The organism is Cryptosporangium sp. NPDC051539 (assembly GCF_044454545.1).
Classification (GTDB): Bacteria; Actinomycetota; Actinomycetes; order Mycobacteriales; family Cryptosporangiaceae; genus Cryptosporangium.
The window spans coordinates 63800-88243 of sequence record NZ_JBITDV010000013.1 but is presented as its reverse complement, the minus strand read 5'-3'; the positions used below and the strand labels follow the sequence as shown (position 1 = coordinate 88243).

The following is a 24444-nucleotide window of genomic DNA, read 5'->3' as shown; positions in this document are numbered from 1 at the left end:
GGTTAGCTCCGGGAGCGCGGCAGGCAGCACTTCTTGTACTTGAGGCCGGAGCCGCACCAGCACGGCGCGTTCCGCTCCGGCGGCCAGCTGATCTTGTCGGTGCCGGCGGCCAGCCGACGGGCGTAGTCCGCCCGGGCCCGGTCGTCGGGTGCGGTCAGGTCGCCGGCCGAAGCGCGCAGTAGTTGCTGGCCGGAGCCACCGCGCCGGACCAGCTCGCGCTCCAGGCGAGCGCGGTGCTCGTCCCACGTCGCGCCGTAGACGTCGGCCAGCGAAGGCCAGCGCGCCACCACGTCGTCGAAATCGGTCCGGGGCCAGAAGACCAGATCGTCGGCCGGTTGGGCCGCGGTGCGAGCCGACGCGTTGGCGAGCCTGGTCTCCAGGCGCTCGGAGAGCGTGTCGTGCGCGTCGTGCTGCAAGCCGAGCGAGTGGCGGACGCGATGGCGCTGCTGCAGCAGGAAGAACAGCAGGCCGGCGTCTTCGGCGCTGGTCGGGTCGGGGCCGTCGCGCCCGTCCAGCACCTCCTGCACGGCGGCGGTCAGCCACTCCTCGGCGAGCCGGGTACGCCCCCCGACGGCCAAGGCCACGCTGACGTACGCCGCCGCGTCCGAATACTGCGTGAGCAGCGGGCGGAGAGGCTCGAGCTCAGCCATCGCCTCGTCCTCGCGGCCGGACCGGAAGAGGAGCCGCGCTCGCAGGGCGCGGGCCGCCGCGACCTGGCTGTCGTCTCTCTTGCCGTAGGCGTCGAGGGCACGCTCGGTGTACCGGAGCCCGGCGTCGAGCTTCGACCGGCTCTCGGCGATCTCGGCCGCGAGCACGAGGGCGAGGCCGGCGTCGTCCGGGTCGGCCAGCCGTCCGGCCTCCGCCGCGTCCGCCAGCTCGGCGGCCAAGCCGAGCGGGTCGGCGGCGCCGAGGGCGGACTGCCGGATCTCTGTCAGGTCAGCGCTGGTCAAGTCAGCTTTCAATGACACGCGGCAACCGTACTTCGCTTCGGGGGCATCAGTTACCCCGGCACACGGTTGTGGCGGCTGTTGCTCAGCGAGCAGAGGCCAGGCCGGTCAGCGCTTCGAACCGGTCGGCCTCGGCCGGGATCAGCACGACGCTGGTCGCTCCCGCACCGTGGCGGGCCGCGATCCGGTCGCGCACCTCGTCCGGCGTCCCGGCCAGCGACAGTTCCCGCACCCACTCGTCGGGCATCGTGGCCGCGAACTCCTCCGGGCTCGCCGACTTCCGGCGGTGCGCCGCCAGGTCGCCGGCGAACGGCAACGACGCCAGGTGCGGCGCCCAATCGGGCTCGCCCACCCACGCCAGCCCGGGGCGCGCCAGGTCCCTGGCTTTCCGTCCGTCGTCGCCGACGGCTGCCGCGTCGTAGGTGATGACCTCCGGCGATACGGACGCCAGACGAGCCACCGATCCGGCGACGTAAGCGGGCGCGGACGGCTCGGCCAGCAGCACCCCGTCGGAGACCTGACCGGCGAGCGCGATCGACTTCGGACCGCGCACGCCGAGCACGACCGGGGGCACCGTCTGCGGTACCTCGCCGATCACGACGCCCTCGACGTCGACGTACCGGCCCGCCGCCGGCCCCGGCTCACCGCGCAGCAGCGTGCGCACGGCGACCGTGTACTCGCGCACCTGGTTCGCGGGCAGGTCCCGCGGCAGCATCACGCCGATCCGTCCCATGGTTACGCCTTTCCGAGCGCTGTGATCCGGGGCGCTGTGACCAGCGCGGCCGAGCCGGTGAAGAGGTGGGCGCGGGCACGGCCGGCCGGAGGCTCGGGCCCGTGCTCATACTTTCTGGACGAGGGTGCCGGCGGCGGTGAGGGCGTTCGTGTGCTCGGGATCGGCGTCGTCGGTGGTGACCACCAGATCGAGTGCGGCGACCGGCGTCACGAACGCCAGGGCGGTCCGGGAGAACTTGGCCGGGTCGGCGACCGCGATCACCCGGTGGGCGGACGCGATGATCGCGCGCTTGATCGCGGCGTCGGCCAGGTCGTAGGCGGTGAGCCCGGTGGCGGTCAACCCGCAGCAGCCGAGGACCGCGGTGTCGAACCGCAGCGCGGCCAGCGACGCCTCGGCCAGCGGGCCGGTCAGCGCGAGCTCGTCCGGACGGGGTTCGCCGCCGGGCAGCAACAACCGCAGCTGCGGTGCCCCGACCAGCGCGTTCGCGGCGTGCAGGGACATCGGCATGACCGTGAGGCGGCGCCGGGTGAGCAGCCGGGCTACCTCCAGGCAGGTGGTGCCGCTGTCGAGGACCACGGCCTCCCCGTCGGCGATCAGGTCGGCGACCGCCTCGGCGATGCGCCGTTTGGCGTCCAGGTCTTCGTGGGTGCGGACGGCGAACGGCGGCTCCTCGCCCCGCAGCACCAGCGTGCGGGCGCCGCCGCGGTAGCGCTCGAGCATGCCCTGATCGGCCAGCAGCTCCAGATCGCGGCGCACGGTCATCTCCGAGGTGCCGGTGAGCTCCGCCAATTGGGTAACCCCCAGCTGACCGGCGTGCTGCACCGCGTCCAGGATTCGCCGGTGGCGGTCGCTGATCGTCATGCCGCTATTCAAACACAGAAAGTGTTTGTTATGTTCGAAAGCATGCTCGGAACCACTACCGTGACGCCTGCCGCCACCCGGTCCGCGATTACCGCCACCTATGCCGCGTTCTTCGGGTCCGGCTTCGCGTTCGCCAGCTGGGCGTCCCGGATTCCGCAGGTCCGCGACCGGCTCGACCTCGGTCCGGCCGCGCTCGGCCTGGTGCTGCTCGCGATCGCGGCCGGATCGCTGCTCGCGCTGCCGATCTCGGGGTCGGTGATCAGCCGGATCGGGTCCTCGCGCACCGTGACGGCGATGGCCGTGCTGTTCGGCGCCGGGCTGATCACCGCAGGCGTCGGCTCGTTCGTCGGCGTGGTTCCGGTGGTGATCGGGCTGTTCGTCCTCGGTTTCGCCAACGGCGCCTGGGACGTGGGGATGAACGTGCAGGGCACCGTGGTGGAGCGGCATCTCGGCCGGTCGATCATGTCCCGGTTCCACGCCGGGTTCAGCGTCGGTACCGTCGCCGGGGCTCTCGTCGGTACCGCGATGATCGCCCTGCACGTACCGGTCGCCGTCCACCTGGCCGTCGTCGCCCTGATCGTCGTCGCCATCGTGGTGTGGCAGGCGCAGCGGTTCGTCGCCGACCACGACGGCGCGGAGCCGGCGGAGGAGGAGGAAGCGCCGCGGGTCGGTGCGCTGACCGCCTGGCGGGAGCCGCGGACCCTGCTGATCGGGGTGTTCGTGCTCATGTTCGCCTTCACCGAGGGCGTCGGGAACGACTGGATCAGCATCGCGGCGATCGACGGTCACCACGTCTCCCCCGCGCTCGGCACGCTCGCCTTCGCCGGCTTCCTCACCGCGATGACGATCGGACGGTGGTTCGGCCCCGGCCTGCTCGACCGCTACGGACGCACGACCGTCGTCCGCGCGCTCGCCGTGATCGGTATCGCCGGGGTCTCGCTCTTCGTGTTCGCGCCCGCCCCGGCCTACGCCTACGCCGGCACGCTGCTCTGGGGCCTCGGTGCGTCGCTGGGCTTCCCGGTCGGCATGAGCGCCGGTGGGGACGATCCGCGACGCGCGGCCGCCCGGGTCAGCGTGATCGCGTCGATCGGGTACTGCGCGTTCCTCGCCGGGCCGCCGGTGATCGGATTCCTGGGCGACCACTACACCGTGCTGCGCTCGCTGATCGTCGTCGCGGCGCTGCTCGGCGTGGCCGCGCTCCTCGGCGGCACGGTCCGGCCGCCGGCTACCGAGCGGCCGGAACCGGCTGCGTGACGGCGGTCTCGCGGCGGCTGCGGCGCATCGGGACGATCGTGCCGCGCCGGGCCGCGAGCCAGAGGAAGAAGACGGTCAGCACCACACCCACGCCGACCGTGTAGAGGCTGCCCTCGACGCCGAACGCGCCGCCGGTGACGAGGTCCGGGCCGCTGCTCAGCGTGGTGTCGAGCAGCCCCTTGGAGTCGCCGTTACCGGACACCGTCGCGCTGAACACGCCACCCAGCGCGAAGTTCCAGCCCAGGTGCCAGCCGATCGTCACCCAGAGGTTGCGGGTCGCGGCATAGCAGGCGGCGAGCATGAAACCGGCCGAGAGAGCGATCGCGATCGCACCCCACAGGGTCGCGTCCGGGTTCATCAGGTGGGACGCGCCGAACACCAGGCCGGTGAGCAGGAGCGCGATCCAGGTGCCGGTCAGCTTCTCGACCCAGCGGAACAACACGCCCCGGAACATCAGCTCCTCGGTGGTCGCGGCCGCGGTCATGAAGCCGAGGATCCCCAGCGCGCCGCTCACCGACCCGACTCCGTCGACGTGGACGTGGACGTAGCCGAGGAACCAGAGGTTGACGATCACTGCGGCGAACATCGCGAAGCCGATCAGGACACCGCGGGTCAAACCGCCGGCCGCCTTGCGTCCGGCCAGCTCGGTGACCTCACGCTTCTCGGTGCGGCCGACCACCCACCGGTAGACCAGCGTCGCGAGCACCGCGGCCGCCAGTCCGACGGGCAGCGTGAGCCACGGGTTGTCCTGCACCGCCGTGACGGCCTGGCCACCGGCGGCGGAGATCGCGACGACCGCCACGAACTGGAAGAGAAAGCGCATGACGACTCCTTCGGGGTTCGCGGCTCGGGCGCCGCGGCCACAAAGGACGCTATTGATCCGCTACCGCCGAAACGTCACCACGCAGTGGACACCTGTGTGTAGCTCTAACGGGGGACAACGATCCGGCCCGCCCGCCGAACGGCCACCACACCCACGACGACGCCGAGCACCGCAGAGAGCGCCACGGCCACCCCGGGCAGGTGCAGATCCAGCGCGGACACGATCGCGAAGCCGTCGAACAGCGAGATGAGAACGAAGCCGACGTGTCCGACGAACTTCAACGGGTCCTGGGTACGGAGCGCGTGCACCGCGGCGTAGGTCCGCCGGAGAAGGTAGAGCCCGAGGAGCGCCAGCCCGCTGAACGTCAGGCGCTTGGCCGTGGGCAGGCCGGGCCAGTCGAGGACGATCACGGCGAGGAGGGCGACGACCGCGACGCGCTCTACGCCCTCACCGGCCGCCGCAGGCAGCGGGTGCGGTAGCGCGTCGGGAGCTCGCGGCCCGGCTCTACGATCGCAGGAGTGCCCCGCGTCCTGCGCTGTCTGGTGTTCGGGCTGATCAGCCTCCTCGCGCTGGGGGCGAGCGTCCGGCTTCTCGCGCCGGCCGACACCACCTCCTCGGTACGTCGGCAACTGACGTTCCTGCGTGCCGAGCTCGAATCCGGTGCGGCCGAGCGCGCCCAGGACCAGTTCCCCGAGGGCTACTTCTTCCTCTACGCGCTGTACGGCCTGGCCCAGGTGGACCTCGGCCTGGCCGGCGACGAGCCGGACCGGTCCCGGCGCGAGGCCGGCTGGGCGCTGAGGCACCTGGAAAGCGCCGCGGGCCGGAGACCGTTCGACGCCGGCCTGACGCCCGCCTACGGGATCTTCTACCGCGGCTGGGTGAACTGGCTCCGCGGCGGAATTCTCCGGTTGCCGCCGCACGACGCCGCCGACGCCGCCGAGGTCGCCCGGTTCGAGCGGGACTCGGCCGAGATCGCGGCCGCGTTCGACGCGTCGGCCACGCCGTACCTGGCGGCGTATCCGGGACAGGCCTGGCCGGTCGACTCCACGGTCGCGGCGGCGTCGCTGGCTCTGCACGACGCCGTGCTCAGCCGGAAGTACCAGGGCACGGTGGCGCGGTGGACGGCGAAGGTCCGGGCCGGGCTGGACCCGGCCACCGGGCTGATCCCGCACACCGCCGACGTCACGACCGGCGCACCCACGTCGAGCGCCCGCGGCAGCTCGCAGAGCATCATCCAGCGGTTCCTGCCGGAGATCGACCCGCCGTTCGCCCGCTCCCAGTACACCCGCTTCCGGACGACGTTCCTGAGCCGGCCGCTCGGTCTCGGCCCGGCGATCCGCGAGTACCCGCACGGCACCGACGGCGCGGCCGATGTGGACTCCGGCCCGCTTCCGCTCGGCGTCAGCTTCGCCGCGACCGTGGTGACGATCGGGGCGGCGAAGGTGCAGGGCGACGAGTCGCTCGCGGACGGGCTGGCCCGGTTCGGCGAAGTGGCGGGGCTGCCGATCGACACCTGGCACACGCGGCGGTACGCCTTCGGCCTGTTGCCGATCGGCGACGCGTTCCTGGCTTGGTCGAAAAGTGCCCGCCCGTGGGTGGCCGCTACCCCGCCGCCGCCGAAACGGGCGGTCCCGGGCTGGTGGCCGCTCCCGCTACTCGTCGTCTTCGTCGCGATCGGCGCCGCGCCCTGGCTGATCCGGCTCCGTCGACGATCGTGAGGCGGTGCTTCCAGCGCCGCTTCAGGCCGCGGTGTGACCCTTTCTCCGCTCCCCCACATCGTGAGACCGAAGAAAAAGGTGCGAATCACCAAAATACGCGCGGCGACCGTTGCTGCAGCCACCGTCGCCGGGCTGGCCACGTTCGGCCTCGCCAGTCCGGCCCAGGCGTTGCCCTGGGACTGCTACAGGTTGCTCAACGCCGAGTCCGCGGCGTACGACACGTAACAGAGCGCGATGAGCAGGTACTCCACCTTTCAGGGGAGAATCTACGGACCGACGTTCTACACCCTCTTGGTCTACGCCGAGCGGGACTGGGCCAGGGCGACCACGGCCAGCCTCAACGCCGGCTGCTGACGGTCCGAGGATCTCGAACGGTCGGCCGGCCGTTCGTTCACGGGTGGCGATCACCCCAGGGAAGGGCCGCCTCCAGCGTCGTGGCCAGCTGGAGCAGCAGATCCTCGCGCCACGGCGCCGCCACGATCTGGACGCCGACCGGCAGCCCGGTCTCCTCGTCGAAACCGACCGGCACCGAGATCGCCGGCTGCCCGGTCACGTTGAACACCGAGGTGAACACCGCCATCGGGTAGCTGTTGAACAGCGCCATCATCGGCTCGTCGTCCATACCCGCCCGCCACGAGCCGACCACCGGTGGCAGGCACGCCATCGTCGGCGTCACGAACACGTCGTAGCGGGCCACGAAGCCCTCGACGATCTGCCGGGACAGCAGCTGGGTCTTCTGGACCGCCTCGGCGTACGTCCACGAGTCGATCGCCCGCGCCGCGTCCCGCAACGCCCGGTTGTGCGGCTCGACCCGGTCGGGGTCGGCGAGCGGGATCCCGGCGCTGCCGAGGTTCCAGATCGTCATGAACGCGCCGACCAACTCGTCGGACGGCGGTAGCGGTAGCGGCTCGTCGACCACGTGGTGACCCGCGGCCTCCAGCGCCCGCAATGCCGACTCGACCGCCCGCACGCAGGCCGGGTCGACCGCGATCCCGGGAATCGGCGACTCGGTGAGCACGCCGATCCGCAGCCCGGTCTGCGAGGACGCCGCCAACGGCTGCGTCGGCGGTGACCACCACGCCGCCGGATCGTGCCGCGCCAGCACGTTCAGCACGGCCTCCGTCTCCGCCACCGTCCGCGTCAGCACGCCGCTGGTGACCAGGCCCTCACCCCCGACCGTCGTATTGGTCACCCGCCCCCGGGTCGGCTTCAGGCCGACCAGCCCGTTGCACGAGGCCGGAATCCGGATCGACCCGCCGCCGTCGGACGCGTGGGCGAGCGGCGCCATCCCGGTCGCGACCGCGATCGCCGCCCCGCCCGACGACCCACCGGGGGTGCGCTCGCGGTTCCACGGGTTGCGGGAGATGCCGAGCGCGTCGCTCTCGGTGAACGACACCGTGCCGAACTCCGGTGCGGCGGTCTTCCCGAGCAGAACGAACCCCGCGTCGACGAACCGCCGGACGACCGGCTCCGACTCCGCCACCGGCTCCCGGCTCGCACCGGCCGACCCGTACGTCGTCGGCCAGCCGGCCACGTCGTGCAGGTCTTTGATCGGCAGGGGGACGCCGTGGAACGGCGGCAGATCGTCGGGCGACGAGGCCCGCACCACCGCGTCGGCGGCGGCCGCAGCGGCTGCTCGCACCTCGTCGTCGGCGCGGAAGCAGAACGCGTTGAGCGCGGGGTCCAGTTCGTCGATGCGGGCGAAGCAGGCGTCGACCGCCTCGACCGGGCTGATTTCTTTGCGGCGGATGGCGGCGGCGAGGTCGAGTGCGGAAGCGAAGGGCTGCACCATGGCGCGTACGTTAGCCAGTTCCCGGCACGACCAGGCCGGTTTCGTACGCGACGACGACCGCCTGGGCCCGGCTGTTCAGGCCGAGCTTCGCCCTGACGTCCGCGACGAGGATCCGTACGGTCATCGTTCCTCTCCGATCGGTAAGCGCGCGACCACCGCGAACCCTCCCTCGTCTCGCGGACCCGCGTCGAGCACCGCCGTAGAGCTCCGCCCGTTCCCGCATGCCTTTGATGCCGTGGGCGGGCGTATCTCGCCGTAGCCGATCTCGATGCCGACGTGTGCCGGGCCGGCATGTTTGAGGACGTTCGTCGCGGCGGCGACCGGGAGCACGGCCGGCCAGGCTTCTCCTCCACCCTTCCGTCACGCCCGAAGCCGGTGACGGCCCGGTGACAGTGCGGTGACGACGCTCGGCCGAGAATCCGCCGCATGGCGACGGGCAGGAACTGATGGCGGGGCTGAGCGGCGCGGCCGAGCCACTCCGGGGTGCGCTGGTCTCCGTGGGCCCGGATGGCTCGATGTCCACTGTCGTCCTGTTCCAGTTCAACCCGGAGCGGATCACCCGTTCGGTGCGCGCCCGTGCTCCGGGCTACAACGTCGAAAGCGTCCGCCTGACCGGGGCACCGATCGAGACCTTGTCGATGGCCGTCGAGATCGACGCCACGGACCAACCCGCCACGGACCAACCCCGCGGCGGGCCGGGCATCCACCCGCAACTGGCCCGTCTCGAACTGCTGCTCTATCCCCCGTCGTCCGACGTGCAGAAGAACGCCAACCTGGAAGCCAACGACACGCTGCCGATAGTCCACCCCGAAGCGCCGCTGACGCTCCTGGTCTGGGGGCCTCGCCGAGTACTTCCGGTGCGCCTGACCGAGTTCTCCATCGTCGAGCAGTTCTTCAGCGCGTCGCTCGATCCGATCCGCGCGCAGATCAATCTCTCGATGCGGGTCCTGTCGTACTCCGACCTGCCCCCGACGAACAAGGGCCACCACATCTTCCTCGCGCACCAGATCGCGAAGGAGTCGATGACGAGCGTCTCCGGTGGCCGCGACGCGCCTGCCGATGCGGTGGTCGGTGTCTCGCTCCGCTCGGTGGTGCAATGACCGACGGACGCTACGCGCAGTGTGAGCAGGCCTCCGCCACGATTCCGGACGAGGCCGGAGGCACGCGCGAGGTCCGCTACCTCCGGCGGCGTCTCCTCCCGCCGCTCGGTGCCACGCCGGTCGTCGCCCAGCACACGGTGGGCAGTGGCGACCGCCCCGACCTGGTCACGGCCAGGTATCTCGGCGATCCGGAGCAGTACTGGCGCGTCTGCGACGCGAATCTCGTCATCCATCCCGACGAGCTGACCGCGCCGGACCGCCTCGGCACACGCGTCTCGATCCCGCTTCCGACCGGAGCGGCCTGATGGGGCTCAACGGCACTTACGCCGACCTCCTCACGATGTCGATCGGCGCGACCGTACCGGCGAGCCCCTCGCCGTCGTTCCTGCAGTCGGTTCGCGAGGTGCGTGTGACCCGGACCGAGTCCGGCCGGGCCGCGTTCCAACTTCTGCTCGCGCTGGAAGACGGGTCCGGCTCCGACGGACGCAGGTCCGCGCTCGACAAGATTTCCGACGACGAGCTGAAGCCGTTCAACCGCGTGGTCCTCTCGCTGGCCGTGAACGGCTCCCCGGTCGCGTTGTTCGACGGCGTGACCACCCACCGCGAGGTGACCGCGGACGAACACGGCGCGATCACGGTGGTGCTGACCGGGGAAGACCTGACCGTCGCTCTGGACCGGGAAGAGCGCTCGGCCGAATACCCGGGACAGGACGAGGAGGCGATCGTGAACACGATCCTCGCCCGCTACGCGTCCCGGTACCGGCTCCGGTCCGACGTCACGCCACCGCCGGGATCGAGTGCGCCGACCGACCACCAGGTCCCGGTCCAGCAGTCCACCGACCTCGAGCACCTGCTCGACCTTGCGGCCCGCCACGACTTCGTGTTCCGGATCGACCCCGGGCTGAAGTCCCCCTCGGCCTACTGGGGGCCACGCCGGACCGGACTGCCCCGGGCGGCCGGGCCGATCCGGTTCGCTCCCGAGCAGGCGAACGCCGAGCGGCTCCGGGTCCGCGTGGACGGTCTGTACCCGGTTCGGGTGAAGGGTCTGCTCCAGGACCCCGAGAGCGGCTCGCCGGTGACCGTGGACGTGGTCGGGTTGTCCGACCATCGAGGCTCAGACGTGCCGCTCTGGGAGACCTATCCGGACCACATCCGGTCCGAGCGGTACCGACGGAGTGGCTTGAGCACGAGCGATGCGACCACGTGGGCCACCGGACGCGGAGCCGCGACGGCCGAGGCGGTGACGCTCACCGGAGTGCTCAACACCGCGTCTTACGGCGCTGTGCTGCCGGTGCCCGGCGTCGTCAGTGTGCTCGGGGCCGGCGGACCACATGACGGTGATTACCGGATCGTCCGCGTGACCCACACGATCACGCTCCGGGACGGCCTGCACCGGCAAGAGTTCACCCTGGTCCGGCCCGGTCTCGCCGAGGTGCGGCGATGAACAGGTTCTACGGCAAGTACCGCGGCACGGTGGTCGAGAACACCGACGACTCGAAGCAGCACCGGCTGCGCATCAGTTGCCCGGCCGTGCTCGGCGAGGGCCGGAAGAGCTGGGCTCTCCCGTGCCTGCCCTACGCCGGTGACGGTGTCGGGCTCTCCCTGTTGCCGCCGGTCGGGGCGTGGATCTGGGTGGAGTTCGAGGGCGGCGATCCGAACCTCCCGATCTGGACCGGCTGCTTCTGGGGCCCGGATCAGGTGTTGCCGGAGGCCGACGGGCCCGCGAAGAAGATCCTGCGCACCGACGGCGTCACGCTGACGATCGACGACACGCCCAACTCCGGCGGCGTGTCCCTGGCCGTCGGCAGTCCGGTGGTCCCCGCACCGCTGACCGTGCGTCTCTCGTCGTCCGGAATCGAGCTCGTCAACGGCAACGCGAAAGTGACGCTCACCGCCACCACCGTCTCGATCAACGACGGCGCGCTGGAGGTGATGTGATGGCCGGCGAACTCGTGACCGTGGCGACGGCCGCGAACTGCGCCCACTCCGCGCCCGCGCAGGTCGTCCCCGGACCGCCGAGGGTCCGCGTCGGCGGGCAGCCGGTCGTCACGGTCCAGGACGTCTACACGATCGCCGGTTGCACGTTCGCTCCGACCGTGGGCAACGGTCCGTGCGTGACGGCCCGGTGGGTCACCGGTGCCGCCCGGATCCGGGTGGGTGGCGTCCCGGTGGCGGTGGGCGGCGGGGTCAGCATCTGCACGCCGACCAGCACGCCGCTCGTCGTCCCGGTCGTGCAACCGCGGGTCAAGGGGCAGTGATGACGCATCTCGGGTTCCCGTTCCGCCTCGACGCCCGCGGACGCAGCGTCGAGGTGGACGAGGTCGCGTACGCGCGGGCGCTGATCGAGCAGGTGCTGTTCGTCGCACCCGGAGAGCGGGTGAACCGGCCGGCGTTCGGCAGCGGACTGCTGCAGCTCATCTTCGAGCCGATCGGCGGCACGCTCGTCACGGCGTCCGAAACGCTGATCCACGGTGCGCTCGTCCAGCAGCTCTCGGACGACGTCGACATCCGCGGAGTGGAGGTGACCTCGGATCCCGAGGCCGAGTCGACGCTGCGCGTCGTCGTGACGTTCCGTCCCCGTCCGAGCGGTCCGGTGTCGACCGCCGTGTTCCACCGTACGCCGTGAGCGGGGCCGCCCCGGACGGGCTCAACGCGATCGAGGAGGTGTCGGTCCGCAGTGGTGACACCCTGCGGGTCCGCTGTCGGCTTCCGGTCCCGACCTCGGTGGACGCCACGGCGCTGCGCATCGCGGGTGGCGCCAACGACCCGGTCCGTATCCGGGGCGTCGCACGGTCGGGCCCCGACCAGGAGGCCGTCCGGACGCTGATCGTCGAGGTGAGCGGCGGTGACCGGTCCGCGTACCGGTTCGAGGTGATCGAGCCGCTGCGCCACGGCTTCGACCCCGACCTCGCCGCCGCGGTGTTCACGTTCGGGGCGGGCGGCCACCCGCCACCGCGCGAAGGCCCGGCCGCGTCGCCGCCGACGCACGGGCCGCACGTCGGCTACCTCGCTCGCGACTACGCCGGCTTACGGCAGACGATGCTCGACCGGCTCAGCGTGCTGCTGCCCGGCCGGACCGATCTCAGCCCCGCCGACCTGGGCGTCACGCTGGTCGAACTGTTCGCGTACGTCGGAGATCAGCTCTCCTACGCCCAGGACGCGGTGGCCACCGAGGCCTACCTGGCGACCGCGCGCCGACGCATCTCGATCCGTCGCCACGCCCGGCTCCTCGACTACCCGATACAGGAGGGCACCGCAGCCCAGGCCTGGCTGGTGTTCACCGCCGACGCCTCGCACACGACGATCGAGGTGCCTGCCGGTACCGACGTCGACAGCGGTTCGACGCTCTTCTCCACGCTCACGCCGCTGCGGGTGCGGGCCGACCGCAACGCGTTGCCGGTGGCGACGACGGATCCGGTCCCGGCGGGCGCCCACGCCGTCACGCTCACCACTCCGGCGGCGGCCGGCCTGCGTCGGGGCGACGCACTGGTACTGGACGACGGCGTCCGCTGCTGGCCGGTGCGGCTCGACCGCGACCCGGTCCCGGCCCCGGGTGGGAGCCGGGTCCGCTGGACGGCCGCCGACGCGTTGCCGTTCCCGCTCGCGGTCGCCGGCGCGGGCGCGGTGGCTCACGCGAACGTGGTACTGGCCGAGCACGGTGCCCCGGTCGGGCCCGAGCCGCTGGTTCCGCCGGTCGTGCCCGCGGCCGGTCCGTACCGCCCTCGCCTGAGCCGGACCGGCGTCGCCCACGGCGTCGCCCACGGCGGTCCCGGCAGCGGCTCCGGCGGCCCGGACGCCGACCGCCCGGTCCCCCGTGTCGTCGTCCGTGGTGACGGCCGGGTGTGGACAGTCGTCCCGGATCTGCTCGACAGCGACCGTTTCAGCTACCACTGCGTGGTCGAAGTGGACGACGACGGGCACGCCCTCGTGCGGTTCGGCGACGGCCGGTACGGGCGACGCCCCGAACCCGGGACGTCGTTCACGGCCCAGTACCGGCTCGGCGGAGGCACCGCGGGCAACGTCGGCGCGGGTGTCCTCGCCCACCTCGCCGCGACGCCTCCCGGGCTGAGCGTCCGGAACCCGCTGCCGGCGAACGGTGGCCGCGAACCGGAGCCGATGGAGCAGGTCCGGCGGTGGGCGCCGGTCGCGCACCGCGATCGGCGTCGAGCCGTGACGTCCGCGGACTGGGCGGCCGCCGCCGAGCGCCATCCGGAGGTCCGGCGAGCCGTCGGTTCCCGGCGCTGGACCGGGTCCTGGTTCACCGAGGTGGTGACCGTCGACCGGGTCGCGGGGCACGCCGCCGACGCCGGCTTCCTCGCTGGTGTCGAGGCGTTCCTGCAGCCGTTCCGGCTGGCCGATGTGGACCTTCAGGTGCGGCCGGCGATTCCGGTTCCGCTCGGGATCGAACTGCTGGTCCGGCTGACCGATCCGCGTTCGCGCCGCGCCGTCGACGCCGGCCTGGTCGAGGCGTTCGCCGCGTTCTTCGACCCCGACGCCCTGGGACTCGGCGAAGCCGTCTACCTCAGCCGAGTCGTGTCGACCGCGATGGCGGTGCCGGGCGTGTCCGGCGTCGAGTGGCCCCGCTTCGGTCGTCTCGACCGGCCGGCCGAGCCGACGGCCGCCGCCGGCCGCATCCCGATCGGCCCGGCCGAGGTCGCCCGTTGCCCGAGCGACCCGGACCGGCCCGAGCGCGGGTCGATCGACTTCCGGTTCGTGGAGGCCCGCGATGTCGTCTGACCGTCACGGGGTGGTTCTCGCCCGTCTGCGCCGGACGCTCGACGAGCGGCTGCCGTTGCTGGCCGCGGCACCGTCCGACGATCCCGCCCTCGCCTTGCTGGACGCGTTCGCGCTGGTCGCCGACGTGATCGGTTTCTACACCGAGCGGGTCGCCGCCGAAGGCTACCTCTCCACCGCGGCCGAGGACGGTTCGATCCGCGCGCTCGGGCGCACCGTCGGCGCCGAGTTCCGGACGGCCGCGCCGGCCTCCACTTACCTGGCCTTCGACGTCGACGACCGCTCCGGCGCCGCGGCGTCGGTCCTGGTGCCCGCGGGTACTCCGGTGCAGAGCGTCCCCGGTCCGCAGGCGTTCGAGACCACGGCCGACCTGGTCGCGACGCCGGAGCACAACGTGCTCTCGCTCCGTCGTTTCGTACCGCAGCGCATCGATCCCGGCAGCACCGGCGTTCGCCTGGCCGGGACCTCGACCGGACTCCGGGCGGGCGACGCGCTGCTGATCCGCGGTGCCCACGGCACGCCGTGGACGCTGCGCACGATCGGTGCGGTCATCCCGGCGGCCGGTCCGAATCCCGGGACGCGGATCGAGTGGACCGAAGCTCTCGACGGGTTCTCGGACGGCTCCCCGCCGGTGCGCGTGTACGCGCTGCGGATCCGTGCCGATCTCTTCGGGTACAACGCGCCCGATTGGCGGGCGATGCCCGACTCGGTCAAGGCCGGATATCTCGACGAGCCGGGAGACCGGCCGACCCAGTGGCCCGGGTTCGTGGTGAACGCCTCCACGCTGCCGCTGAACGGCCACCACCCGACGCTGGCCGCGAACACCCCGGTGGTCGTGCAGCAGGGCACGAAGACCGAGCTCAGGACGATCTCGACGGTGGAGCCGAGCAGCCTGGCCGACTTCGCGATCACCGGACCGGCCACGGTCGTCACGCTGACACCGGCGTTGACCCTCACCGGCCTCGATCGACGCCAGATCCAGGTCTACGCGGGAGCGGAGGAGCTCCCACTGGCCGAGGACCCACTCACCGACCTGGTGCCCGGTCCGGACCTGACGCTCGACCGGCCGGTCGACCTCGACCCCGGCACCCGGGTGCTGGTCTCCGGCCTCGACCGGGACGGAGCGCCCTGCGGGCAACTCGCCACGGTGACGTCCGCCGTCCGCGGACTCGACCGCACGGCGCTGGTCCTCGACCGTGTGCTGCGGACGCCGATCCGGCCCGACAGCCTGCGTGTGCACGCGAACCTGATTCCCGCCACCGCCGGCCGGACCGTCACCGAGGTACTCGGCAGCGGAGCCGCCGCCCGCCCCGACCAGAGGTTTCCGCTGCACCGCGCGGATCTGTGCGGAGCACCGGCGGTCCGCGTCGACGGAGTCGCCTGGACGCGGGTGGACAACTTCTACCGCTCCGGTCCGGACGATCGGCACTTCGTCTTCCGGCTCGACGAGGAAGGGCGGGCCCTGATCGAGTTCGGGGACGGCGTCCGCGGGAGCCGGCCCACCACCGGAACCGAGAACCTCACGACGACCTACCGGGTCGGGGGCGGAGCCGCGTCCAACGTTCCCGCCGGGGCGCTCACGCTGCTCACCGAACGACCGCTCGGCGTGCGGGCGGTCACGAACCCGCTGGCGGCCGCGGGCGGCGCCGACGCGGACGACCCCGAGGCCACCCGTCGCGTCATTCCGCTCCGGGCCCGTGAGCCCGACCGGGTGGTCAGCGTTCTCGACCACGAGGAGTTCGCACTGGTCTTCCCGGGAGTCGCCAAGGCCCGCGCGGCCCCGATGCCGGGCGGACGCGTGCATCTGACGGTCGCGGGCAGCGCCGACCTCACCGCTCTCGGTGCCGCGCTGGCCGCTGCGGGCAGCCCCGTCGCCGGCCTGACCGTCGCCGCCTGCACACAACGGTGGTTCCTGGTCGCGCTGGCGGTGCTGCCCGACCCCGCGCGCGTGGCGTCCGACGTCCTCACCGCGGTGGCCGCGGCCGTGCGGACCGGGTTCGGGTTCGCCGCACGGGGCCTGGCCCAGCCGGTGACCACGGCCGAGATCCTCACCACCGCGCAGACCGTGACCGGCGTCCGGGCCGTCGTGCTGACGGCGCTCCGGAGAGTGGACGCCGCCGCTCGGCTGACTCCCCCGCCGAGGCCCGCGGGGCCGTTTCCGCGGTTGAGGTCGGTCACCTCGCTGACCTCCACGATGCCGGCCCTCCCGGCCCGTCTCACACCGGACGGGGTGGCGCCGGCCGAGTTGCTCCTGGTCGCCCCGGAGCTGATCACCGTGCAGGGGCTGAGCGAATGATCTACGAGCTGTTGCCGGCCGAACACCGCCGGCGCGATGCCGAACTCGGTCATCCGCTGCGGTCGTTGCTCGCGCCGGTCGAGGCCGAGTACCAGCGTCTCCGGGACGGTATCGACGCGACCTACGCGAACTGGTTCGTCGAAACCTGCGCCGCCGACGTGCTGCCGCTGATCGGCGCGTTGCTGGGCGTCGACGACGGCGCCGGGACGACCCGCGCCTCGGTGGCCGACGCGGTCCGCGTCCGGCGGATCGAGGGCACGGCCGCCGGACTGGCGCGGGCCGTCAGGAACGCCACCGGATGGCCGACCCGGGTGGTCGAGTCGCTCCCGCTGGTCGCGATGACGCAGCACGTGCGCCGGATCCGCCCGGACGCGGTGCGGACGCCGGACCTGCGCGACCCGGCACGTCCCCAGGATCGCGCGCTCCGCACGGCCGACGTGCGCGGCCCGTACCTCCCGAACCACGTCCGCGTCCACGTGTACCGCACCGAAGCCCAGCCGATGTACGGCGTGCACCCGCGCGTCGCCCCGCCCGGGCACTGGGCCCGGACGTTCGACCCGGGCGGCCGGGACCGCCCGCTCTACGCCCGCACCGATCCGCCGGTCGCGCTGGACCACCTCACGCTGCGGCGCCTGGCCCGGGAGGGCGACCTCGACCGGGTGCTGCGGATCGAGCTGGCCGGACAGGCCGTACCGGCGGATCGGATCCGGACCGCGAATCTGGGGATCTGGCGGCAGCCGGACGCCGACGTCGTCGCCGTCGACCCGGTGCGCGGACGGTTCGCGCTGGGCACCGCGTTCGACGCGAGCGCCGCGATCAGGGCCGACCTCGCGTTCGGTGGCCGGGGCGACCTCGGCGCCGGACCCGGTGACCGCCGCTCCCTCCTGGACGCGGTGGGCGCGGCTCCCCCGGCGTCCGCGAATTGGCAGTTCGTCGTGACGGCCGGCCACGACCTGGCCGAGGCCGTCCGGGCCTGGGACGCCCGCCGGGCGACCGCCGGGGGCGGGACCGGGGTGATCCGGATCGCCGACAACGCGCCGCACCGCGGATCGCTCACCCTGACCGCGGCCGGCGACGAACGGTTGATCGTCTACGCGGCCGACGGCGCTTGTCCGTACGTCGACGGATCCGTCACCGTGGCCGGCGCGGTGGTGCTGGCCGGCCTCCGGGTCGAAGGTGCGGTGAGCACGGGCGACGACTCGGCGCTGGTGCTGACCGGCTGCACGGTCGGTGGGGTCGTGAGCACCGGACCGGACGCACTCCGGATCCACCGCTGTGTCAGCGGCCCGATCCGGTCCGGCCGGGCGGCGCTGACCGTGAGCGAGAGCGTCGTCCACGGCGACATCGACGCGACCGGAGCCGAGGTGACGTTCGACGCGGTCACGCTCCTCGGGGGACTGAACGCACGAACGCTGGACGCGGCCGACAGCATCCTGGCCGGTCCGGTGACGCTCACCGGGGCCGCACCCGGGTTCCTGCGGCACTGTTCCGCGCCGACGGCCCCGGACGGTCTACGCCGCGAGCACTGCAGTCCGGACGGCGTCGTACCGCGCTTCGAGTCGACCGATCCCGACCATCCGGCCTTCGGGCAGCTGTCCGCGGCCGGTCCGGCGGAGATCGCCCGTGGCGGCCAGGACGGCGAGGAGATGGGCGCCTACCGATTTCTGCGGCAGCCCGCCGGCCTCGACGAAGTGCGCGCCCAGTTCGACCGGCACTTGCGGCTCGGCCTCACCGCCGACGTCACCCTCGCGACCTGACGGCCCTCGGAAGGACGACATGAAAGGCGACTTCACCCGGCGGACGTTCCGCCGCAGCAACCACTACCGCGCGGTGCTGATGCAGCAGGGCCGGGTCCAGCTCGACGCCGACTGGAACGAACAGCACGACATCCAGCGCCACCACGACGAGATCTCGATCCGGGACGCGATCGGCCGCTGCGGCGCACCGGTGGACGGGGCCGGCTTCGCGATCACCGACCAGCTCGAGATTTCGGCCGGGCGGTACTACGTGGACGGGATCCTCTGCGAGAACGACGAGCCGATCCCGCTGTTCGCCCAGCCCGACCTGCCCGATCCGGACGTTCCCGCCGAGAGCGGCGAGTACATCGCGTACCTCGACGTCTGGCGGGAGCACGTCACCGCGCTCGAGGCGCCGGGGTTGCGCGAGCCCGCGCTCGGGGGCATCGACACCGGAACCCGGATCCGCACGACCTGGCAGGTCCGGCTGGCGCCCCGGGAGGCCGACCCGCCATCCTCGGACTGGATTCCGCCGGAGGCGCGCACACCGGCCGGGCAGCTGCGGGCCCGGACGGATCCCGGCTACCAGCGGCCGACGAACCAGCTCTACCGGGTGGAGATCCACGATGCCGCCACGTTTCTCTGGTCGCGGGAGAACGGGACGATCGTGGACTCGGCGACCCAGGTGGCTCCGCTCGTGTTCGCGCTCGGCGGCTCCCGTCCGGAGCTGGCCGACGCGTTCTCCGCCGGTGACCTCGTCGAGATCACCAGCGTCGACCGGGGCCGCCGCGGTCAGCCCGGTTTCCTGGCACACGTCGACACGATCGACGGTCCCCGGCTGACGGTGTCCGAATCTCCTCCGGAAGGAACGCTCACTGGCACGGTGACCGTCCGGCGGTGGGACTGTGCGACGGCGGCCGGTCTCGGGCCGGGCTGGCTTCCGCTGGAGGACGGTATCCAGGTGCAGTTCACGGCCGGTGAGTACCGCACCGGGGACTACTGGACGATCCCGGCCCGAACCGCGACGCCGCTGGTCGACCTGGGCACGATCGGTGACATCGAGTGGCCGGTGGTCGACGACGAACCGGTCGCGTTCCCACCGGAAGGCGTCGAGCACCACTACGCCGCGATCGCTCTCGTCCAGCTGACCAACGGCTCGTGGCGGTCCGTCCGCGATCTGCGGCGGCAGTTCCTGCCGCTGAGTGACGAGCGTCCGGAACCGATGTTCCAGCCGGAGCCCGGTCTGCACGTCACGACGATCTACCTCACTGCTGAGGCATCGAAGAGACGGCTGGACTACGGCAGCCAGGTGACGCCGGCCCAGCTCAGCGGAGGACTGACGGTCGAGCTCGACGCCGAAGTCGCGGGACCGCCCGACGGCTGGCCGCCGATGATCACGGTGCTCGTGGACGAAGCCCGAGCAGGCACGACCCAGCCGGTAACCCTGATCGGCGCGGTAGCCGTGAGCGGCCGGATCCTGCGCTGGGCCCCGGTCCCGGAGGCGATCGACTGGCTGCACGCTGTCACGGCCCCGACGTTCTGCCACGTCCGGGTGCACGGCGCGCTCGTCGTCAGCGTGAGCAACCCCCCGCTGATGCTCAACGGCTTCGCCCGGACGGTCCGGGCCGCCGACGGCCGGCTCACCCAGTCGCTCCCCACCGTGGACGACGTCCACGGCGCCGACTACACGATCGATCTGCCGATTCACCGCACCGCGACCGGTCCGGCGCGATTCGACGCGGCCGTTTTCGACACCGACGTCTGGGCCCCGGACGACGACGCTCCGGGCGCGCGCTTCGATTCGGCGCTTTTCGACACCACCACCTGGAACTAGGAGGACTCTCATGACGATCGACCCTGGTCTTTCCGAGATGCACCCCGGCGACCCGATCCGGTCCAGCGACTGGAACACCCTCGCGTCGGCCGTGGGCGGACTCCAGATCGGAGTGACCGGCGCGGGCTACCTCGGCGTCTCCCAGTTCACCTCGGAGATCTGGGAACGCTCGACGACCTCGGCGGCCTACGTCCCGGCGGTGAAGGGTACGGTGGCGTTCGCCCAGAAGACGACGGTGTTGGTCGCCGGTCACGGCCACGGGCTGACCAGGGACAAGGACGTCTCGCTGGACATCGCGATCTACGTGGACGGCACGCTCCTGGGACGCCGCGACAACACGTCCGAACTGGCACCGTGGGGTGCCGGGGTCTTGCAGTCCAACGCGAACAGCCTGTCGTCGTGGAACCAGGTGCTGGCGCTGGGGTCCACAGTGGTCGACGCGGGCAGCCGGGCGTTCGAGATCCGATTCCGGGCGCGGGGAGGCGGCAAGGAGGTCTTGTTCAGCGGCGCCAGCCTCTGGGTGGTCCGCCTGGGCCCGGCCGCGTGAGCGCGGGCCTGCCGGCCCGCCGTCCTCGGCGTTTTACCAACGGACCTATTTCCTCTTCTTCGACTCCTCCGCTTCTTTTTTCTTCTTGTTTTCCCGACGCGTCTCCTGAGCCTTCGGTGCGCTCTTCTTCGCCTTGGCCGAGACCCTCCTCCGCATTTGACGGTAAGCCTCCCACGTCACTCCCGCCGCCGCGTCGGGCGTATCCAGCGATTCGGTGACCTCGTCGCTCAACCTCCATTTCATGTAGGTGCTGTTGAAGCCGATTTTGGACGGCTCGCCATATTGCTTGCTGTAAATTTGATATATCTCGCCGCCGGGCCAGGGGTGCTTCCACGCCGTGTTCGGCTCGGTGTTCATCATCGGATCGTGCTCCAATCCGTGCTCCTCCAGCAAAGTGAAACAGTCAGGACACGGGTACATGTTGGAATAGATGATCCCCTTGATCTTCTCCCCCGGCTTCGGCGTCTTCAGGCTCCGGTCCTGGAAATGTTGGTGCAAAATGATGGCCTCGGCATGCTGGCTCGTGGGATCGGTGCCTTCGAACTTGTCGCACAGCGTCACCCCATTGCTTGCCCAAGACGGCTTATTGGCCCCCGGTATTTTTTTGAAGTCTTCCTCTATCGCTTTCAACTTCGGTCCCTTGACACCACCGGTGCGCGACAGATAGATGTGATCGCCCAATATCCCGACCCCGTACGCCGACTTCGCGCCTTCGCGCGGGGGAAATTTGTTCAGAGCCCACTTCATGATGAAATCGCGTTCGGTCGTGTTGCGCCTCCACCGGAACTTCGCCGCCGCTTCCTCGCGCGTCGATTCAGGACTTTCCTCCGGCCGCTTCCGCTTCCGGGTCGCTTCGGGTTCAGGACGGTCCTCTTCTTCCTCGATTTCCCGCTCCCGCAGCTTCGCCTTCTTGCCGGTGACGAGGGCGGGCTTCTTCGTCCGGGAACGACCGCGGCCTTCCTCCTCGTCGACGTCCTCCGGCTTCCCTTTCGGCCTGAATTTCGGTTTCGGCGGGATGGACTTCTTGGCGAAGAATCTCTCGACCGGACGCTCCTCCAAGACTGGTTTCCGATCCAGATCCGGTTCCCATTCCGGTTCCCAGTCCAAGTCGGAGCCGGAGTCGGATTCACGACCCGACCTCGACTTCGTTTTCGACGTATCGCGGTAGTCCATTCGGAGCCCCTACTGATGCTGAGTCGAGACCGATCCGGCCCGGAGATAGCCGCCCGAGACGAGGGCAGCGACGATGCCGGCCGTGAGAACCTCGTAGCGCCCGTCCAGCAGGCTCTCGATACCGTCGGGGTCGAGTTCCACCACCAGGTGATCGAGGCGGACGATCACGTCGTCCATCCGGCCACCTCTGCGGCCGGAAGCGAGCGTTCTAGCTTGTGGTACTCCACGCGGGCCGCGGCCAGGACGTGCGCCATGTCCACCGCTTCGTCGGCGGCGGCCGCCCGGAACGCGGCGGCCAGCGCGATGTTGTGGATCACCGCGCCGGACACCGACAGCCGGGCCAACGCGTCGAAATCCAGATCCTTGGTGGGAGCGGCGGCGGGGAACGCCCGGCGCCAGATCTCTGCCCGCGAAGTCTCGTCGGGAAACGGAAACGGAACGATGAACCGCAGCCGGCGCAGGAACGCCTCGTCCAGGGAGTCCTTCAGGTTGGTGGTGAGGACCGCCAGCCCGCGATAGACCTCGATCCGTTGCAACAGATAGCCGATCTGCATGTTGGCATGCCGGTCGTGGCTGTCCTTGACCTCGCTGCGTTTGCCGAACAACGCGTCCGCCTCGTCGAACAGGAGCACCGCGCCGCCGGCTTCGGCCGCGTCGAAGATCCGCCGGAGGTGTTTCTCGGTCTCGCCGATGTACTTACTGATCGTTTGGCTCAGGTCGACGCGGAACAGGTCCAGGCCGACGTCGTGTGCGATCACCTCGGCGGCGAGCGTCTTGCCGGTGCCGCTGGGCCCGGTGAACAGTGCGGCCGTGCCGACGCCGCGGCCGTCGCGGGCACCGAAACCCCAGTCGTCCAGCACCGTGAGGCGGTGCCGGAGGTGGACGGCGATCTGACACAGCAGGTCCCGCTGACGGTCGGGCAACACCATGTCGTCCCAGCTCACCGCCGGTTCGATCCGTTGGGCCAGGTCGTCGATGGCCGGACGCGTGCGACGGCGGGCCGCGGCCCAGAGCGTGGGGCCGTCGAGTGTCTGCGCCTCGGCGACGATCGTCCGGACTTCCGCCGGTCCGAGGTCGAACTGCCCGCCCAGCCGGTCAGCCCACCCACCCGCGTCCGGGGCCTCGTCGAGAGCGTGCGCCCAGACGGCGCGGCGATCGGCGAGACGATCGGACCGGACCTCGAATCGAGGGAGCCGGACCGCGTCCGCGGACGGCTCGCGCATCGTCACGACGAGCGGCGCCTCCAGACGCTCCGCGAACGCTAGTGCCCGGCGTTGCTCGGAGTCCTCCGCGCCGTCGATCTCCAGCACCCAGACGACGTCGGTCAACCGGTGCTCGCGCTCGCACCGCAAGGCGAGCTTCCGCCGGTCGGCTCCGTCGCTCGGCAGATCGACGTCCCGCAGTAGATACGTCCGCCTGCCGCCCGCGGCCGACGCCGCCGCAAGGCGGAGGTCGGAGAGTCGACGGCCGTGCAGCAGCACGGCAGATGCTCCGGCGTCCCAATGCCGGGCGACGGCCCGCGCGGCGTCGGTCAGCGCCGGCGTCAGCGCGGTCGGCGCGTCGAGCGGTGTCGACACCGCGACGATCTCGGGGTCGAGGTAGTCGACCCCCACCAGCGTGTGCAGGATTCGTTCGTCGATCTGCAGTGCGCTAGTGGTCGGCACCAGCGGATGCGTCATCCGTACGAGCCGCCATCGGCGCAAGGGCGCGGCCGGACTCATCGCCGCCCACTCGGCGTCCGGCAGATTTTCCAGCGCCAGCGAGAACGTCGCAAAGGTGCGGTCGCCGTCGCCCTGCGCCCGCGCACAGGCGTGCGCGAGGCCGAGGTCGAGCTCCGTCCCCGCGCACATCAGGAGCGTGGCACGTTCGAATTCGGTCAGCCCGAAGCGCCGGCCGAGCACCTCGATCCTCGGCTCCCCGGTGAGTTCTTCCCGACGGGCGTCCCGGTCCTCGATCGCCGCCTCGAGTTCGTCCTCGTCGGCGTCCGTCAGGCGGAGCCGTAGAACCCGGAACGCGGCGTGCAGGTACCCGCCGTCATCGGTCACGGGCCGTCCCCGGTGCGACGGCGATGTCGATTCCCTCGGGCCGGTCCGGTCGATCCACCGGCTTCGACAGCCCTTCGACGACCGCGACGCCGGCCCGGTACGCGACGGACAGCCGATAGGTCGAATGGAACATCGATGACCAGAGCCGGGATGCCTCTTCGATCGTCATCGGCACCATGCCCACCCGCACCGGCTCCATCTGATCGGCGAGATCGGCGAATCCCTCCCAGGCCGCGGGGTTGTGCTCGGTCGCCTCCTGCACGGCGGTGGTGATGACCGATCGGGTGAGTAGCGGCCGATCGGCCAGTGCCCCGACCGCCAGGCCGAGCAGGCGCTGCGGCTCCAAAGTCGACTCGTCGCCGGTGAACGTCAGCAGGTAGTGGAGGTCGAGGCCCTGCCGCGGGCGCGCCGTGAGCGTGCCGTCGCTTCGCCGGGACGGGAGCGCTTCAGCGGCGTAGATGCCGTTCGGGACCACGTGGTAGAGGAAGACGTTGATGCCTCGCGTCGACGAGTCGGTTTTCGCCACTAGCGAGGGCGGGCGCAACGTCGTCACTCCGGCGGTCTCGACCCGGCCGTCGCGCGCCTGGGCCAGTGCGTCGCTGAGCGTTCGGACGAGGGTGGCGGTGACCATCGCGACCGCCAGGTGGTTGCTCACCGGCGGTCCTCGTTCCGGCGGCTGAGGTACTCGTCGAGGGAGAGGCGTTCCACCGGCTTCGGTGCGATCGGGCCGGGGTCCGGTGGTTGCGGCGCGGGTCGCACCTCCAAACGGTCGATGTGGATGGTGATCCGCGGTGCAGCGGTGCCCTCCGTTCCCGCGGAGGCTTCGCCGCGGAGCGCCGCACGGAGGTTGC

24 protein-coding genes and 1 pseudogene are annotated in these 24444 nt (G+C 71.5%); 14 read left to right on the top strand and 11 right to left on the bottom strand.

What is annotated here, in order from left to right:
- Positions 1-2: 2 nt before the first annotated feature.
- From ACIBZJ_RS34245 to ACIBZJ_RS34235, 3 genes are all read right to left on the bottom strand, one after another.
- Entirely contained in the window at positions 3-968 is a 966-nt protein-coding gene (locus tag ACIBZJ_RS34245; RefSeq protein WP_395937155.1) for an SEC-C domain-containing protein, read from the bottom strand.
- Between the two features lie 64 nt (positions 969-1032).
- On the bottom strand, positions 1033-1680 hold the full coding sequence (locus ACIBZJ_RS34240) for an LLM class flavin-dependent oxidoreductase (protein ID WP_395937153.1): 648 nt from the start codon (positions 1678-1680) through the stop codon (positions 1033-1035).
- Between the two features lie 105 nt (positions 1681-1785).
- A complete protein-coding gene (locus tag ACIBZJ_RS34235; protein WP_395937151.1) occupies positions 1786-2541 on the bottom strand; it encodes a DeoR/GlpR family DNA-binding transcription regulator in 756 nt (251 codons plus the stop codon).
- Between the two features lie 42 nt (positions 2542-2583).
- Between ACIBZJ_RS34235 and ACIBZJ_RS34230 the strand changes: the two genes are divergently transcribed.
- Positions 2584-3795 (top strand): MFS transporter, encoded by a 1212-nt coding sequence (locus ACIBZJ_RS34230; RefSeq protein WP_395937149.1) that lies wholly within the window; start codon positions 2584-2586, stop codon positions 3793-3795.
- Here ACIBZJ_RS34230 and ACIBZJ_RS34225 read toward each other — a convergent pair.
- Positions 3767-4618, bottom strand: a complete 852-nt coding sequence (locus tag ACIBZJ_RS34225; protein ID WP_395937147.1) for a lysostaphin resistance A-like protein — start codon at positions 4616-4618, stop codon at positions 3767-3769. The genes ACIBZJ_RS34230 and ACIBZJ_RS34225 overlap by 29 nt on opposite strands.
- Before the next feature lie 104 nt (positions 4619-4722).
- A complete protein-coding gene (locus tag ACIBZJ_RS34220) occupies positions 4723-5028 on the bottom strand; it encodes a hypothetical protein (RefSeq protein WP_395937145.1) in 306 nt (101 codons plus the stop codon).
- A gap of 108 nt (positions 5029-5136) precedes the next feature.
- Between ACIBZJ_RS34220 and ACIBZJ_RS34215 the strand changes: the two genes are divergently transcribed.
- Positions 5137-6336 (top strand): hypothetical protein, encoded by a 1200-nt coding sequence (locus ACIBZJ_RS34215; protein ID WP_395937143.1) that lies wholly within the window; start codon positions 5137-5139, stop codon positions 6334-6336.
- Between the two features lie 78 nt (positions 6337-6414).
- Positions 6415-6561 (top strand): hypothetical protein, encoded by a 147-nt coding sequence (locus tag ACIBZJ_RS34210; protein ID WP_395937141.1) that lies wholly within the window; start codon positions 6415-6417, stop codon positions 6559-6561.
- A 166-nt stretch (positions 6562-6727) separates the two neighbouring features.
- Here the strand turns inward: ACIBZJ_RS34210 and ACIBZJ_RS34205 are convergent, their stop codons facing one another.
- Complete coding sequence (locus tag ACIBZJ_RS34205; protein WP_395937139.1) at positions 6728-8128, bottom strand: amidase; 1401 nt, start codon at positions 8126-8128, stop codon at positions 6728-6730.
- 10 nt (positions 8129-8138) lie between these two features.
- Positions 8139-8228: pseudogene (locus tag ACIBZJ_RS34200) on the bottom strand (DNA-binding response regulator); the annotation flags it as partial.
- 415 nt (positions 8229-8643) lie between these two features.
- On the opposite strand from ACIBZJ_RS34200, the gene ACIBZJ_RS34195 reads away from it, so the two are divergent.
- The 11 genes from ACIBZJ_RS34195 to ACIBZJ_RS34145 are packed head-to-tail and all read left to right on the top strand — an operon-like array spanning position 8644 to position 20375.
- Positions 8644-9228, top strand: a complete 585-nt coding sequence (locus ACIBZJ_RS34195; RefSeq protein ID WP_395937137.1) for a hypothetical protein — start codon at positions 8644-8646, stop codon at positions 9226-9228.
- Positions 9225-9533, top strand: coding sequence for a LysM domain-containing protein (locus ACIBZJ_RS34190; RefSeq protein ID WP_395937135.1), 309 nt, complete (start codon positions 9225-9227; stop codon positions 9531-9533). Before ACIBZJ_RS34195 ends, ACIBZJ_RS34190 begins: the two co-directional genes overlap by 4 nt.
- Entirely contained in the window at positions 9533-10672 is a 1140-nt protein-coding gene (locus tag ACIBZJ_RS34185) for a hypothetical protein (protein ID WP_395937133.1), read from the top strand. Before ACIBZJ_RS34190 ends, ACIBZJ_RS34185 begins: the two co-directional genes overlap by 1 nt.
- Positions 10669-11166, top strand: a complete 498-nt coding sequence (locus tag ACIBZJ_RS34180; RefSeq protein WP_395937132.1) for a phage baseplate assembly protein V — start codon at positions 10669-10671, stop codon at positions 11164-11166. Before ACIBZJ_RS34185 ends, ACIBZJ_RS34180 begins: the two co-directional genes overlap by 4 nt.
- On the top strand, positions 11166-11486 hold the full coding sequence (locus ACIBZJ_RS34175; protein WP_395937130.1) for a hypothetical protein: 321 nt from the start codon (positions 11166-11168) through the stop codon (positions 11484-11486). Before ACIBZJ_RS34180 ends, ACIBZJ_RS34175 begins: the two co-directional genes overlap by 1 nt.
- Positions 11486-11854 (top strand): GPW/gp25 family protein, encoded by a 369-nt coding sequence (locus ACIBZJ_RS34170; protein ID WP_395937128.1) that lies wholly within the window; start codon positions 11486-11488, stop codon positions 11852-11854. The genes ACIBZJ_RS34175 and ACIBZJ_RS34170 overlap by 1 nt, the downstream gene beginning before the upstream one ends.
- Positions 11851-13965 carry a hypothetical protein gene (locus ACIBZJ_RS34165; protein ID WP_395937127.1) on the top strand — a complete coding sequence of 705 codons (2115 nt, stop codon included), beginning with the start codon at positions 11851-11853 and terminating at the stop codon, positions 13963-13965. The genes ACIBZJ_RS34170 and ACIBZJ_RS34165 overlap by 4 nt, the downstream gene beginning before the upstream one ends.
- Entirely contained in the window at positions 13955-16258 is a 2304-nt protein-coding gene (locus tag ACIBZJ_RS34160; protein WP_395937125.1) for a baseplate J/gp47 family protein, read from the top strand. The genes ACIBZJ_RS34165 and ACIBZJ_RS34160 overlap by 11 nt, the downstream gene beginning before the upstream one ends.
- Positions 16255-18015 carry a phage tail protein gene (locus ACIBZJ_RS34155; protein WP_395937123.1) on the top strand — a complete coding sequence of 587 codons (1761 nt, stop codon included), beginning with the start codon at positions 16255-16257 and terminating at the stop codon, positions 18013-18015. Before ACIBZJ_RS34160 ends, ACIBZJ_RS34155 begins: the two co-directional genes overlap by 4 nt.
- Before the next feature lie 19 nt (positions 18016-18034).
- Positions 18035-19828 (top strand): DUF6519 domain-containing protein, encoded by a 1794-nt coding sequence (locus ACIBZJ_RS34150; protein ID WP_395937121.1) that lies wholly within the window; start codon positions 18035-18037, stop codon positions 19826-19828.
- A 10-nt stretch (positions 19829-19838) separates the two neighbouring features.
- Complete coding sequence (locus ACIBZJ_RS34145; RefSeq protein ID WP_395937119.1) at positions 19839-20375, top strand: hypothetical protein; 537 nt, start codon at positions 19839-19841, stop codon at positions 20373-20375.
- Positions 20376-20420: 45 nt separating this feature from the next.
- Here ACIBZJ_RS34145 and ACIBZJ_RS34140 read toward each other — a convergent pair whose 3' ends face one another.
- Genes ACIBZJ_RS34140 through ACIBZJ_RS34125 form a run of 4 tightly spaced genes read right to left on the bottom strand, consistent with a single transcriptional unit; the run spans position 20421 to position 24248 of the window.
- Positions 20421-21548, bottom strand: a complete 1128-nt coding sequence (locus tag ACIBZJ_RS34140; protein ID WP_395937117.1) for a hypothetical protein — start codon at positions 21546-21548, stop codon at positions 20421-20423.
- Between the two features lie 9 nt (positions 21549-21557).
- Positions 21558-21725 carry a hypothetical protein gene (locus tag ACIBZJ_RS34135; RefSeq protein WP_395937115.1) on the bottom strand — a complete coding sequence of 56 codons (168 nt, stop codon included), beginning with the start codon at positions 21723-21725 and terminating at the stop codon, positions 21558-21560.
- Complete coding sequence (locus ACIBZJ_RS34130; RefSeq protein ID WP_395937113.1) at positions 21713-23593, bottom strand: ATP-binding protein; 1881 nt, start codon at positions 23591-23593, stop codon at positions 21713-21715. Before ACIBZJ_RS34130 ends, ACIBZJ_RS34135 begins: the two co-directional genes overlap by 13 nt.
- Positions 23583-24248: a DUF4255 domain-containing protein gene (locus ACIBZJ_RS34125; RefSeq protein WP_395937111.1), complete on the bottom strand. Its 666-nt coding sequence runs from the start codon at positions 24246-24248 to the stop codon at positions 23583-23585. Before ACIBZJ_RS34125 ends, ACIBZJ_RS34130 begins: the two co-directional genes overlap by 11 nt.
- Positions 24249-24444 lie beyond the last annotated feature (196 nt).

Bases quoted from the DNA above. Each gene is read 5' to 3' on its own strand.
- ACIBZJ_RS34240 (WP_395937153.1), bottom strand. From the start codon at position 1,680: ATGGGACGGATCGGCGTGATGCTGCCGCGGGACCTGCCCGCGAACCAG.
- ACIBZJ_RS34235 (WP_395937151.1), bottom strand. From the start codon at position 2,541: ATGACGATCAGCGACCGCCACCGGCGAATCCTGGACGCGGTGCAGCAC.
- ACIBZJ_RS34230 (WP_395937149.1), top strand. From the start codon at position 2,584: ATGCTCGGAACCACTACCGTGACGCCTGCCGCCACCCGGTCCGCGATT.
- ACIBZJ_RS34225 (WP_395937147.1), bottom strand. From the start codon at position 4,618: ATGCGCTTTCTCTTCCAGTTCGTGGCGGTCGTCGCGATCTCCGCCGCC.
- ACIBZJ_RS34205 (WP_395937139.1), bottom strand. From the start codon at position 8,128: ATGGTGCAGCCCTTCGCTTCCGCACTCGACCTCGCCGCCGCCATCCGC.
- ACIBZJ_RS34195 (WP_395937137.1), top strand. From the start codon at position 8,644: ATGTCCACTGTCGTCCTGTTCCAGTTCAACCCGGAGCGGATCACCCGT.
- ACIBZJ_RS34190 (WP_395937135.1), top strand. From the start codon at position 9,225: ATGACCGACGGACGCTACGCGCAGTGTGAGCAGGCCTCCGCCACGATT.
- ACIBZJ_RS34185 (WP_395937133.1), top strand. From the start codon at position 9,533: ATGGGGCTCAACGGCACTTACGCCGACCTCCTCACGATGTCGATCGGC.
- ACIBZJ_RS34180 (WP_395937132.1), top strand. From the start codon at position 10,669: ATGAACAGGTTCTACGGCAAGTACCGCGGCACGGTGGTCGAGAACACC.
- ACIBZJ_RS34175 (WP_395937130.1), top strand. From the start codon at position 11,166: ATGGCCGGCGAACTCGTGACCGTGGCGACGGCCGCGAACTGCGCCCAC.
- ACIBZJ_RS34170 (WP_395937128.1), top strand. From the start codon at position 11,486: ATGACGCATCTCGGGTTCCCGTTCCGCCTCGACGCCCGCGGACGCAGC.
- ACIBZJ_RS34160 (WP_395937125.1), top strand. From the start codon at position 13,955: ATGTCGTCTGACCGTCACGGGGTGGTTCTCGCCCGTCTGCGCCGGACG.
- ACIBZJ_RS34155 (WP_395937123.1), top strand. From the start codon at position 16,255: ATGATCTACGAGCTGTTGCCGGCCGAACACCGCCGGCGCGATGCCGAA.
- ACIBZJ_RS34150 (WP_395937121.1), top strand. From the start codon at position 18,035: ATGAAAGGCGACTTCACCCGGCGGACGTTCCGCCGCAGCAACCACTAC.
- ACIBZJ_RS34145 (WP_395937119.1), top strand. From the start codon at position 19,839: ATGACGATCGACCCTGGTCTTTCCGAGATGCACCCCGGCGACCCGATC.
- ACIBZJ_RS34140 (WP_395937117.1), bottom strand. From the start codon at position 21,548: ATGGACTACCGCGATACGTCGAAAACGAAGTCGAGGTCGGGTCGTGAA.
- ACIBZJ_RS34135 (WP_395937115.1), bottom strand. From the start codon at position 21,725: ATGGACGACGTGATCGTCCGCCTCGATCACCTGGTGGTGGAACTCGAC.